The organism is Paeniglutamicibacter sp. NPDC012692, assembly GCF_042901625.1.
In the GTDB taxonomy this organism is placed as follows: Bacteria; Actinomycetota; Actinomycetes; order Actinomycetales; family Micrococcaceae; genus Paeniglutamicibacter.
Genome location: NZ_JBIBDE010000003.1, coordinates 214493 through 226441, shown reverse-complemented (window position 1 = coordinate 226441; position 11949 = coordinate 214493). Strand labels below are relative to the sequence as shown.

The window sequence follows — 11949 nt, the reverse complement described above, 5'->3', positions numbered from 1 at the left end:
ACCCAGCCCGCATAGCGTCGTCCAAACCCCAAGTCCGGACGTCCCCCAGTATTTATTTGGTCCCCAGCACCCAATCAATGTTTCATTTGCAACTGACAGCATAACCGGAAAATTCAAAAACCTTCCACTGCGTTACTTTTAGACACTGAGGTCAGCCCAAATAATCATAGGTTTCGGTGTTCGATGATGGGGCAGTTATCCATCACGACGTCCAGCCCGGCCAATCTGGCCCTGGCAGCGGCATCCTCGTCGATGACGCCCAACTGCAGCCAGACCGCGGAAGCGCCAATGGCAATGGCCTGGTCGACAACGGCCCCGACTTTCTGAGAATTCACGAAGCAATCCACCACGTCAACGTGTCCCGGAATCTCACCCAGGGTTTTGTATCCGGTCGCCCCCAAAACGCTATCGCCACGCAGTGAGACGGGGATGATTTCCATGCTCAATCGTGACTGCAGAAAATGCGCAACTCGCGGCGCCACACGCAACGGATTGTTACTCAAACCGACGACGGCCCAACGGGCAGGCGTGGTCAACAGCCGACGAACTACGTCGGGGTCGTTCTCATGCCGTTCACTGCCGTTGCTACTCATACGGGATACCTTACAACTGGGCTCCGGGCCTTTGGCCGCAAAACCACCTGACCGCTTAAACAGCGGCCCGAGACGAATGAAGGACTCGTCCCGGGCTGCTGAAGCTCATTTCCTGCGGCAACGGGGCCTAGATATCCCAGACCTTGCGGTCCGCCGCGGGATCGCGGTCCCACGGAGTGGGCAATACACCGCCAATGTAGTTCTTGAACCAGTTGCGTACCTCGTCCGAATGGTAGGCCTTTTCCAGGGCCTTCCCCTTCTCGGTTTCGCTGAAGCCCGGCTTGGCGGCCACCAGGCAGATGAACGGCAGCGCTTCTGCGTCCTTTTCAAAAAGCAGGGCGTCTTCAGGCTTCAGACCCAGCTCGGCTCCCAGACGTGCGAAGAGGAATCCGGCGTCAACATCGGGCAAGGTTTTGGACAACGACTGCTGGTCGACCTCGACGAAAGTGATTTTCTTGGGGTTTTCCAAAATGTCGTTTTGCGAAAGGTGAATGACGCTTTTGCCTTCGGCAACCTTCAGGACACCCGCTTTGGCCAGCATTGCCAAGGCACGTCCGTTGTTGGACGGGTCGACCGGAATCGCGATCTTGGCGCCAACCGGCAGGTCATCGATGGACTTGTGCTTCTGCGAATAGACGCCGCCCGGTGAACCGTACATGTAGAACGCCGGCTCAACGTCCAGGTTCTTGTCCTTGGTGAACTGGGCAAGGTAGGACGCGTGCTGGAAGTAGTTGGCGTCGAATTCGCCGTTGGCCACCGCAAAGTTCGGCTGCACGATGTCGGTGACGTACTTGACCTCGACCTTCCACCCGTCGGCTTCCAGGGCCTTCTGCGCGAGCTTTGTCGGCTCCTGGTAGGGGGCCGACTCGGTGACGATCAACTTGATGGTCTTGTCGTTTCCGCTGGAGGTTGCCTGGCCGGTCAGGCCGCAACCGGTCAGTGCCGCCAGTCCGGCCAGGGCACCGAGACCCAACGATCCCCTGATAAAGGTGCGACGTTCCATGCTTCATGCTCCCTAGCTAGACGGGGCCGTTTCCTGCCCCCGTGAAAATGATTGTTGTTGCTGCGGTGGATCTCTTAGATGTTCCAAGCCTTAAGGTCGGCTGCCGGGTCGCGGTCCCACGGCGTGGGCAAGGCGCCGCCAAGGTATCCCTTGAACCATTCCTTGACCTCGTCGGAGTGGTAGGCGGCCTCAAGGGCCTTGCCCTTTTCGGTTTCAGCGAAGCCGGGCTTGGCGGCAACGAGGTTGATGAACGGCAAGGCATCCTCTTCCTTTTCGAAGAGCAACGCGTCCGACGGCTTCAACCCGATTTCGGCACCGAGACGGATAAACAGGAATCCCGCATCGACATCCGGCAGGGTCTTGGACAGCGACTGCTGGTCGACCTCGACGAAGCTGAAGTTCTTTGGGTTCTCGATGATGTCGTCCTGCGAGAGGTGGATCAGGCTCTTGCCCTTGGCGAGCTTGAGCAGTCCCGCCGATTCCAACAGGGCAAGGGCACGGCCGTTGTTGGACGGATCCACGGGAATCGCGATCTTTGCGCCCGCTGGCAGCTCCTTGATGTCCTTGTACTTGGTTGAGTACACGCCGGCCGGGGAACCGTACATGTAGAACGCCGTTTCCACGTCCAGGTCCTTGTCGGTGGTGAATTGCTCGAGGTACGCGGCGTGCTGGAAGTAGTTGGCGTCGAATTCGCCGTTTGCAACGGCAAAGTTCGGCTGCACGATGTCGGTAACGTACTTGACGTCTACCTTCCACCCCTGGGATTCAAGAATCTTCTGGGCGATCTTGGTCGGCTCCTGGGTGGGTGCGGATTCCGTGACGATCAGTTTGATGGTCTTGTTGTCCGCGGCGCCGGCGGTGCCCCCGGTCAGGCCGCAGGCCGTCAACGAGACGATGGCGGCCAGGCTGATGGCTCCGGCAAGGAATTTACGGCGTTGCATGTTTTCTCCTGAAAATGGGCGCAATGTACCAAGGCACCCTGCGTGATGTGTTGTATTCGGCAGCCGTCCAACCGGACGGATGGTTGGCTGCTAGTTGGTTGCGGCCTTGGCGTCCCCGATGGCGTTCAGGCCCTCGGGCAAGGTGCCATTGATGAAGTAGTCTCCGATGGAGCGCGCACGGAATGAAATCGGGTTGTGGGTGGCCACTGTCTGGGCATTGCGCCAGTGCCGGTCCAGGCCCTTTGAGGTGCTGGTCGCCGAGGCGCCACCGGTCTCGAAGAGTTGCTGCGCCGCGGAAATGGCAAGCTCCGGAACTGCGACCTGGGCCTGCTCGACTGCGAGTTCGGCGAGGTGGCCTTCAAGGGTCGTCGCCCTGTTTCCGTCGGCGTCTGCCTCCTGCGCCAGTCCCTTCTCCAAGGCCTCGTCCAGTGAGCGGGCCGCGGCCAAGACAATGGCTTCGGCGGAAAATGCCTTGGTTGCGATCCGGCCGACGGTTTCCTGGATCAGCGGATCCTCGCGGAACGGCAGGCCGGAGCCCGTGTTGAAGGTGCGCGCACGCTTGGCCACGGACTTCGCCGCGTCATCGCGTGCGGCCCGCGCGATGCCTGCCAGCACGGAGAGCAGCACCAGCTGGAAGAACGCCGCCTCATGCGTGGCCTCGGCCCCACCGGCGACCCGGTCAAAAATGTTCTCGTTGGGGACGATGACATTCTCGAATGTGGTGGTTCCGGTACCGGTCAAGCGCTGGCCAAAGCCGTCCCAGTCGTCGACGATGTTGACTCCCGCGGCCTTGGTGTCGACGACGGCAAAGAAGCGCCCGTCTTCACCGGCCAGGCCGGCCGAAACCCGGGTGTAATCGGAGAAGATGGTGCCGGTTGTGTAGTACTTTTCGCCGTTCAGCACCCAGTCTTCACCGTCCCGAGCCAGGACGGTGTTCAGCCTCCCCAAGGCGTTGCCCCCGCGTTCGGTCGAGGCGTTTCCAACGGTTTTTCCCGCGGCCGCAAGCTCATACCAGCGTCGGGCAACCGAGGCTTCCTGCCACTGAAGGGATTCGACGAAACCGAAGTGGGAACGGTACAGGTGGGCGACGTTGGAATCCGCTGCCGCCAAGTCGATCAGCAACCGCGTGAATGTTTCAACGCTGACGCCCGCTCCGCCAAACTCCACCGGCACGCGGAGCGCGCTGAACCCTGCCTCGTTGAGCCAGGCAACCTGCTCGAAGGGGAGGATCCGCGCGAAGTCGCGTTCACGGGAACCTTCCGCAATGCGTTCGAAGATTTCGGCGTAGCGCTCACGCTGGCTTGCGTAGTCGGAAGCAAAAACTTCGGGGGCGTTCAATGTAGTCGTCATGATTGCTGCCTCTCAGGAAAGTACGGGGAGCACGGGGCGGTTTTCGCCGGCCGCCGAATGCTCGGTGAATGCCCCACGGAATGCCGCCGCGGGGTGCGACGCTTCGAGCGTCGCCGAACGGCCGAAGACCTTTTCGCGCAGGGTTCCCGGGGCGTATTCGGTCTGGGCGAGGCAGCGGGCACGCAGCTCGGGAATCACGCCTTCGATGAAGTCGGTGTAGGAGCCGGGAAGGATCTGGTTGATGATGTTGATGCCGTCGGTGCCGGCGTCCTGCCAGATCTCAAGCTGGTCAACGATTTGCTCAGGCGTGCCGGAGATTTGCATCGCCTTGGCTCGGTAGCGGGCTAGGTCGCCGATGGTCGGGTTGCCGCCGGGAACCGAGTCCCGGATGGCTTCGAGCACGCCCTTGCCGCCCTCGGTGTCAACGTCGCCGAGCGGGGTATCCAGCGGCACTCCGCCCAAGTCGATCCCCAGTCCGCCACCAATGTGGGCGACGACCGCGTCCAGGTCCAGGTATTCGTCGTACTCTGCCTGCTTGCGGGCCACTTCGGCTTCGGTGCTGCCCACCACGAAGGAAAGCCCGGCAAAGATCTTCACGTCGCCGGCCTCGCGGCCCGCATCCACCGCAAGTTGGCGGATGATCCCGGAGTTCTTGCGGACGTTTTCCGGGTTCGGGGCGAACAGGAACGTTGCCTCCGCGTTGGCCGCGGCAAAGGCCTTGCCGCGCGGGGAGCTGCCGGCCTGGAAGAGGAACGGAGTGCGCTGCGGGCTTGGCGAAGACAAGTGCGGCCCGTCAATCGAGTAGCGTTCGCCGCGGTGGTAGATCTTGTTCACCAAGGCCGGGTCGGCGTGGATTCCCTTGATCTTGTCAGCCAGGAGAGCCCCGTCTTCCCAGGATCCTTCCCACAGCTTGAAGGCGGCCTCGACGTATTCCTCGGCCCAGTCATAGCGGTCGGCGTGCGCCGTTAGCCCGTCGGCGCCGAAGTTGCGATGCGAATTTTCCAGGATGCTGGTGACGATGTTCCAGGCCACGCGCCCGTTGCTCAGGTGGTCAAGCGTGGAGAGCTGGCGGGCCAGCTGGAACGGGTCGGACTGGATCACCGAGGACGTGAATGCCAACCCGATCTCGTCGGTCACGGCCGACAGCGCCGAGGCCAGAACCAAGGGATCGTTGGAGGGAACCTGCAGACCGCGCTTGATGTGCGATGCCCATCCCCCGTCGTGGTCCCCGTAGAGTCCCACGACATCGGCCAGGAAGATCGTGTCGAAGCGTGCTGCCTCGAGCTCCTTGGCCAGGTCCGTCCAAAGCTTGAGCTCGTTGAAGCGGTGCTGCTGGGCCTCGGGATGGCGCCATTGCCCGCCAAGGATGTGGCTGGTGGTGTTCATCAGGAAGGCGCTCAGCAACAGGCGCGGACGTTTGGAATTGCTCATGAGGGGGCTCCAGGGGTATCCGGGGTGGGAAAGACTAGTGGCGCTTGTCCAGGCGTGCGGCAAGCCGGGTGCCGGAGATCTGGACCAACTGGACCATCAGGATCATCAGGACGATGGCGACGATCATCATGCCCGTTTCATACCTGTAGTAGCCGTAGCGGATGGCGAAGTCGCCGATTCCGCCGCCACCGACCAACCCGGCCATGGCCGAGTAGCTGATGAAGCTCACGGTCATGATGGTGATCGACCCGATGAGCGCCGGGCGACCCTCAACAAGCAGCACGTCCCGGACGATTTGTCCGCGGGTGGCACCCATGGCGCGGGCGGCCTCGACCACGCCGCTACCCAGCTGGGTCAGGTTCTGCTCGACGAATCGGGCGAAGTACGGGATGGCGTTGATCGTCAGCGGGACGATCACCGCGGCTGTGCCGATGGTTGTTCCCACCACGAATCGCGTGAACGGAATGATCGCAATCAGCAGGATCAGGAACGGGAACGAACGCATGGTGTTCACCAGCCCGTCAACGATCCGGTGGATTCGCAGGCGCGGACGCAGGCCGTTCGGCGACATCGAGTAAAGCCAGATTCCCAGCGGGGTTCCAAGCAGAATCGCAATGGGGATCGATACCAGGAGCATGGCCAGGGTCTGGCCGATGGCCAGAGCGATTTCCGGCCACAGCTCGATGACGCGGTTGAGGTCAAAGGCCGCGGCGCCGCTGCCGTTGGTGGAGGACGCCAGGACGTTGATGCCAAATGCAAGATTAGACATAGGACTCCTCCTTCAAGGATTCGGTTTCGGTTGCCGCGGGTGCGGGTGCCGTGGTTGGCTTTCGGTCCAGCGAAATTTCATCGGAGATCAGGTAGCGGCCGATTGCGGTGGCCGGAGTGAACGCAGGGTTCTTCAGCGAGGCAATGTCGAATTGCTCCACCAGCGCCCCGTCTTCCATGACCGCGACGTTGTCCGCAATGGCCTTCACGACGTTCATTTCGTGGGTCACGATGACCGTGGTGATGCCCAACTGGGCGTTGATGTCGGAAAGGTACTGGAGCACCGAGGCCGTGGTCCGCGGGTCAACGGCGGAAGTCGGTTCATCGCACAGAAGCACCTTCGGCTCCGTGGCCAGTGCGCGGGCAATCGCCACGCGCTGTTTTTGGCCTCCGGAAAGTTGTCCGGGGTAGGCGGTCGTCTTGTCCGCCAGGTCCACGATGGCCAGGGCTTCCAGCGCCCGGCGCCGGCGGTTCTTCTTGGGGACACCGGCAAACTTGAGGCTGAGTTCGACGTTCTCAACGGCATTGCGGTTGTTCAAGAGGTTGAAGTGCTGGAAAATCATGCCGATGTGGTGGCGCGCCTGACGCAGTTCTTCATCGTTGAGCGCGGTGAGGTCCGTGCCGTCGACGATGATTTGCCCGCTGGTGGGGCGCTCGAGCAGGTTGATGTTGCGCAGCAGGGTCGACTTGCCTGCACCGGAAAAACCAATGATTCCCTGGATCGAGCCTCGCGGGATCTCCAGCGAAACGTTATCCACGGCAACAAAGGGGTTACCCGCTGACGGGAATACTGTTGACACGTTCTTGATGTTGATCATGTCCAACTCCTCTCGGTTTACCCGAGGGACGCCAACGGCACGACCGATCGGCCAGCCGCCCACGGGAGGGCGACGGGTGGACCGGAACAGAGTTGGCTATCTCCATCGGTCCTGGCGGTAGCACCGGCCCCTACGCATAGGGGTGGTTGCTGCGGCGTCAACGAGCCAGGTCTCTCAGCCGCTCTGGATGGTGTCGTTCCTTTCAAGCGATTTGCCGGGAAGGAACTGTTCAAGTGTGTCGCAGATTCTTCGATACGACCAACAAATGTGACCATTTCGTGAAACAAACGAACGACAACCCCCGCCTTCGACCGGTTTCCTCGTCAAGAAATGTCATAAAACCGATTGTGACGCAGGTATTTCATTCCGCCTTGCGCCTCGCCCGCGTCATGTTGATAATCCACCCAAAGCCGCACAACATTGGGTCTTGGCAGTGAACGGTCGACTGACATGATGCAATGTTTCGATTGAGCCTCCCGCCCGGCGATAGCGCCTCGTGGCATGATCGCCACATGGAGACCACACGCTCACGACGTACCCGGCACCGCCAGCTGCGCCTTATCGGCATGGTTGTCTGCGGCGGCCTTGCAGCGTCGCTGACCGGGCTTCTTGGTGCCTGGCTGTATGCGCCCGCGGTGGGGTGGGGTGTCGCTGCGCTGGTCTACAACCTCTCGGTTTGGTTGACCATCGCCCCCATGGACCATGTCCGCACCGCCGCCCACGCCCAGGAAGAAGACCCCGGCCGCAGCACCTCGGACCTCTTGATCCTTTTGGCCGCGGTGGGGTCGTTGGCCGCAGTTGGTTTGGTGATGTTGGGCAGCAAGAACGTCGATGGAAACGCGCGTTTCCTGCTGGCGCTTCTGGCCTTGACCTGCACGGGAATGTCGTGGCTGCTCGTGCACACGCTGTTCACGCTGCGCTACGCGGTGATTTACTACGAGGGGCTCCCCGGTGGGATCGACTTCAACCAGAAGGAACCGCCGCAATACACCGATATCGCCTACATGGCGTTCAGCATGGGCATGACATATCAGGTGTCGGACACAAACATCACCACGCGTGAGATGCGTTCGACAGCGCTGCGACACAGCCTGCTGGCGTTTGTGTTTGGCACGGGGATCCTGGCGACGACCATCAACTTGGTCGTCAGCCTGGCCCCCTGACCGGCGCCCAGGCAGAGCGTCCAGGCCTTGCAGGACACTGCTGGGTTTGCACGGACGGGGATCCCGGCATGGCCGGGATCCCCGTCGGGAACTCAGTTGGCTGCAGCGGCCGTAGCGACCCCGTCCGGCCGGCGGGGCAGGGCCCCTAGACTACTTTTGCGCCGGCGAGCCGGTAGTTTGCAGCCTTGTGCGAATCCTGGACCCGGTCGCCCTTGCCGAACAGCTTGTTGCGCAGCGTGCCCTCGACGTACTCGCTTTGGTATGCTCCGCGGGCCTGAAGCTCCGGAACCACGAACTCGACGACGTCTTCGAACGTGCCGGGGGTGATGGCGTAGGCGAGGTTGAAGCCGTCGACGTCGGTTTCCTCGACCCACTCGATGAGCTTTTCCGCCACCTCGGCCCCGGAACCGACGGTGATCGGGCCGAAGCCGCCAACGCCCACCCATTCTGCAAGCTGGCGGATGGTCCAAGGGTTTCCGTCGTCGCCGCTGGCCTTCTGGAACGTGGCAACGGAGGACTGGATGGCGTTTGACTTCACGTTGTCGCCGATGACGTCGTCCGGACCGTACGTGGACAGGTCGACGCCCATCCAGCCGGAAATCAGGGCCAGGGCGCCGTCGATGTCGGCGTAGGACTTGTAGTCCTCGAACTTCGCCTCGGCGCTGGCGTTGTCGGGGCCGGTGACGATGGTCTGCATGGCGTAGATGCGCACGTCGTAGCGGCCACGGCCCGCGGCCTCGGCGGCGTCGCGGATCTTGGTGACGGTTGCCTTGAGGATTTCCTTGGTCGGCGAGGTCACGAAGACGGCTTCAGCGTTTTCCGAGGCGAACTTCAGGCCGCGCGGAGACGCGCCCGCCTGGAACACCACGGGGGTGCGCTGTGGGCTCGGCTCGGTGATCGCGATGCCGGGAACCTTGAAGTACTTGCCCTCGTGCTTGATCTCATGGACCTTGGTCGGGTCGGTGAAGATGCCGCGCTCGACATCGCGCACCACTGCGTCCTCTTCCCACGAGCCCTCAAGAAGCTTGTAGACGACCTCCATGTACTCGTCGGCGTGGTTGTAGCGCTCGTCGTGTTCCAGCTGGTCTTCCTGGCCCATGTTGCGTGCCGCGGAGGGCAGGTAGCCGGTGACGACGTTCCAGCCGACGCGTCCCTTGGTCAGGTGGTCAAGCGTGGCCAGGCGACGGGCGAACGGGTACGGGTGCTCGTAGGCGGTGCCGGCCGTGACGCCGAAGCCCAGGTGTTCGGTCACCGCGGCCATGGCGGAGACGAGCATCATGGGGTCGTTGACGGGAACCTGGGTTCCGGCGCGCAAGGGCACCTCGTTGGAGCCGCCGAAGACGTCGTAGGTGCCCAGCACGTCGGCGATGAAGATGCCGTCGAATTTTCCCTTTTCAAGGGTCTTGGCAAGATCGGTCCAGTAGGACAAGTCCTTGTAGCGTGCGGACTGGTCCTTCGGGTGCTTCCACAGTCCGGGCGACTGGTGACCAACGCAGTTCATGTCGAAGGCATTGAAACGGATCTGGCGTTGTGCGGGAGTCGTGCTCATGATGTTCCTTTGCGGGGGTGTGGGAAATCGCGGGTCGCCGAGGCAAACCCTGTCAGGGAAAGTCGTCTGTACCGAAAGTCGGCTAGTAGCCGGCTGTTGCGGTGGTTGAGCCAAGGTCGCCGACGGCGTTGAGGCGCTTGGGAGCGGTTCCGTTTACCTCGTAGTCGCCAACGATGCGTGCCTTGTAGATAGCGGGGTTGTGGGTGGCGACGGTACGCGCGTTGCGCCAGTGCCTGTCCAGGTTGCAGCCCTTGGCCGTTGCCGAGGCTCCCAGCCCGTCAAAGAGCTTGGTCGCGGCCGAAAGAACCAGCGGCTGGACGATCGTCTGCGCCCGGTCTGCGGCAAGTTCACACACCGCAAATCGCTCGGCCGGGCTGAGCGAATCATCGGCAAGTGCGACCTCGACCTCTGCAACCGCGGACAACACAATGGAATCCGTGGCGAAGGCGGTCGCCGAGATTTCACCGACCAGCTGCAAGACCTGTGGTTCGTTTCGGATCGGGACCCCGGTTCCGGTGCTGAAGGTGCGGGTTCGCGCCTGCACCGCGGATCGGACGTCGTTCAGCGATGCGCGGGTGATTCCCGCCTGCACGGCAAGCAGAACCAGCTGGAAAATCGCGGATTCCGGGTCATTGAGCTGCTGTTCCTCCGGCAGCAGGGTGTCGACGGGAACATCCTGGAACGTCGTGGACCCCGTTCCGGTGAGCTGTTGGCCGAACCCGTCCCAGTCGTCGTAGATCTTGACGCCGGAGCGCTGCGTGGAAACCAGTGCGATCTGGCGGCCGGCGAGCTTCGGGTGGGAGGCCGCCACTGCGACCCAGTCCGCGTAGATGGTGCCGGTGCAATAGTATTTTTCACCGGTCACGAACCAGTGTTCCCCGCGCTGCTCGAGCGTGGTGTTGAGCGATCCCAGGGGGTTTCCGCCGCGTTCGGTGTAGGCGTTGCCGACGATCTGGCCGGCGGCGATTCTTTCGGTCCAGCGGCTGCGCACGGCGGGGTCCCGCAGCGTGAGTGCAGATTCGACAAACGCGATGTGTGCACGCCACAGGTGCGCCACCTGCGAATCCGCCTCGGCAAGTTCAATGAGCAGGCGGAAAAGGTCGCTCAAGCTCGCCCCGTACCCGCCCTCGCTGACCGGGATCCGCAGTGCGCCGAAACGTTCGCGGTTGAGCCAGCCGACCTGCTCGTAAGGGAGCGTCCGCGTGGCATCGCGATCGCTGGCTCCTTCCGCGATCCGGGCAAACACCGGGCGGAAGACCGCGGCCAGTTCGTCGTAGTGCCCGTTGCTCGGAACACCCGGCGTCAGCTTGAGCAGGTGTCGAGCCGGCGCATTGCTTGCCAGCGCTTCCAGCGAGACTGACCCAAAAATGTTGGGGTCGGTTTCGACATCGAAGGTGTGAAGGGGGGACTCAGCAGCCATGATCGGTTCTCCATCGACTCTGGCGTGAGCACCTACCGCCCAATTAAGGGGAGGGGTTGCTGCGGCGTCATTGAGCCAGATCTCTCGGCCGCTCTGGATGGTTGTTGTTCATATTTCTACAAGGTTACGTAGCGCCCCGCAAATGACTGGCGTCACATTTGTACTTTTCCGCCGCCCACTTGAACCCCTTGTACCGATAGGGATTCAAAGCTAGCCTAGGCGAAACAAGCAGGTGAGAACGCCTTATCTTGTCCTGCTGGTCACCATGATCCGTCACGCTACTTCAGCGCCGAAAGGACATCCGGTCGGTCTTGTTGGTTACTCCACGTTGCTGCAGCTCTCGTCGCACCCGACCTCCATGTCGCCGCGGAATGCACCGGCCAACCGGTCGCAATCACGAGTTACCTTTCCGGGGCCGCGCGGTCGCGGCTCCCGCGGCCCTTCGGCTTCGCGCATCCTCTTTATCCTGCTCGACGAGATCCCAGGCCTGCCCGCATTGCACCCTCCGTTGCGATCCATGCGCTTCCGGCGCGCGCCCCGGCCGTCCACGACGGATCCACATCCAGCGCAGCATCCCGAAATGTCCGGTGTTCAACCCCGATCGAGAGGACTCCTCATGCCGCTGTACGACTTCCGATGCCCCGAAGGAACGGTCTTTGAATCCGCCTTTCCCATGGCAACGGTGCCCGACTCCACGGCCTGCCCCGAGTGCCGGCAACAGGCCCGGCGCCAGATGAGTTCGCCCCGCCTTTCAATCGCCAGCACCGCCGAATTCAAGCTCATTGATTCGACGAAACGCAGCGCGCACGAACCGGAAGTGGTCACGGGCCGCACCGGGGCGGCGAAACAGGCAACCCGCTACACCCACAACCCGTTGCACCAAAAGCTTCCGCGCCCCTGACCGGACGCGGGA

At 62.3% G+C, this 11949-nt stretch carries 11 protein-coding genes and 2 riboswitches; of the genes, 2 read left to right on the top strand and 9 right to left on the bottom strand.

Going from position 1 to position 11949, the window contains the following annotated elements; translation table 11 throughout:
• Positions 1 to 164: 164 nt before the first annotated feature.
• The 7 genes from ACFY5D_RS13110 to ACFY5D_RS13080 form a co-directional block, all read right to left on the bottom strand.
• Entirely contained in the window at positions 165 to 593 is a 429-nt protein-coding gene (locus ACFY5D_RS13110) for a CoA-binding protein (protein ID WP_387530328.1), read from the bottom strand.
• Between the two features lie 127 nt (positions 594 to 720).
• Entirely contained in the window at positions 721 to 1596 is an 876-nt protein-coding gene (locus ACFY5D_RS13105) for a MetQ/NlpA family ABC transporter substrate-binding protein (protein WP_387530325.1), read from the bottom strand.
• A 74-nt stretch (positions 1597 to 1670) separates the two neighbouring features.
• Positions 1671 to 2537, bottom strand: a complete 867-nt coding sequence (locus ACFY5D_RS13100) for a MetQ/NlpA family ABC transporter substrate-binding protein (RefSeq protein ID WP_387530322.1) — start codon at positions 2535 to 2537, stop codon at positions 1671 to 1673.
• 90 nt (positions 2538 to 2627) lie between these two features.
• Positions 2628 to 3887: an acyl-CoA dehydrogenase family protein gene (locus ACFY5D_RS13095; RefSeq protein WP_387530319.1), complete on the bottom strand. Its 1260-nt coding sequence runs from the start codon at positions 3885 to 3887 to the stop codon at positions 2628 to 2630.
• 12 nt (positions 3888 to 3899) lie between these two features.
• Positions 3900 to 5318, bottom strand: a complete 1419-nt coding sequence (locus ACFY5D_RS13090; protein WP_387530317.1) for an NtaA/DmoA family FMN-dependent monooxygenase — start codon at positions 5316 to 5318, stop codon at positions 3900 to 3902.
• A 34-nt stretch (positions 5319 to 5352) separates the two neighbouring features.
• The gene (locus ACFY5D_RS13085) at positions 5353 to 6087 is read right to left on the bottom strand and encodes a methionine ABC transporter permease (RefSeq protein ID WP_387530314.1); all 735 of its coding nucleotides are present in this window, start codon (positions 6085 to 6087) and stop codon (positions 5353 to 5355) included.
• Positions 6080 to 6904: a methionine ABC transporter ATP-binding protein gene (locus ACFY5D_RS13080; protein WP_387530311.1), complete on the bottom strand. Its 825-nt coding sequence runs from the start codon at positions 6902 to 6904 to the stop codon at positions 6080 to 6082. The genes ACFY5D_RS13085 and ACFY5D_RS13080 overlap by 8 nt, the downstream gene beginning before the upstream one ends.
• Positions 6905 to 7003: 99 nt before the next feature.
• Positions 7004 to 7098, bottom strand: a riboswitch (SAM riboswitch).
• Between the two features lie 318 nt (positions 7099 to 7416).
• On the opposite strand from ACFY5D_RS13080, the gene ACFY5D_RS13075 reads away from it, so the two are divergent.
• Positions 7417 to 8067 (top strand): DUF1345 domain-containing protein, encoded by a 651-nt coding sequence (locus ACFY5D_RS13075; RefSeq protein WP_387530308.1) that lies wholly within the window; start codon positions 7417 to 7419, stop codon positions 8065 to 8067.
• A 145-nt stretch (positions 8068 to 8212) separates the two neighbouring features.
• Here ACFY5D_RS13075 and ACFY5D_RS13070 read toward each other — a convergent pair whose 3' ends face one another.
• Together ACFY5D_RS13070 and ACFY5D_RS13065 are read right to left on the bottom strand one after the other, a co-directional pair.
• Positions 8213 to 9616 (bottom strand): LLM class flavin-dependent oxidoreductase, encoded by a 1404-nt coding sequence (locus ACFY5D_RS13070; protein ID WP_387530305.1) that lies wholly within the window; start codon positions 9614 to 9616, stop codon positions 8213 to 8215.
• Positions 9617 to 9698: 82 nt separating this feature from the next.
• On the bottom strand, positions 9699 to 11036 hold the full coding sequence (locus tag ACFY5D_RS13065; RefSeq protein ID WP_387530302.1) for an acyl-CoA dehydrogenase family protein: 1338 nt from the start codon (positions 11034 to 11036) through the stop codon (positions 9699 to 9701).
• Positions 11037 to 11043: 7 nt separating this feature from the next.
• Positions 11044 to 11140, bottom strand: a riboswitch (SAM riboswitch).
• Between the two features lie 512 nt (positions 11141 to 11652).
• Between ACFY5D_RS13065 and ACFY5D_RS13060 the strand changes: the two genes are divergently transcribed.
• Positions 11653 to 11937, top strand: a complete 285-nt coding sequence (locus ACFY5D_RS13060; RefSeq protein WP_387530299.1) for a zinc ribbon domain-containing protein — start codon at positions 11653 to 11655, stop codon at positions 11935 to 11937.
• Positions 11938 to 11949: the final 12 nt, after the last annotated feature.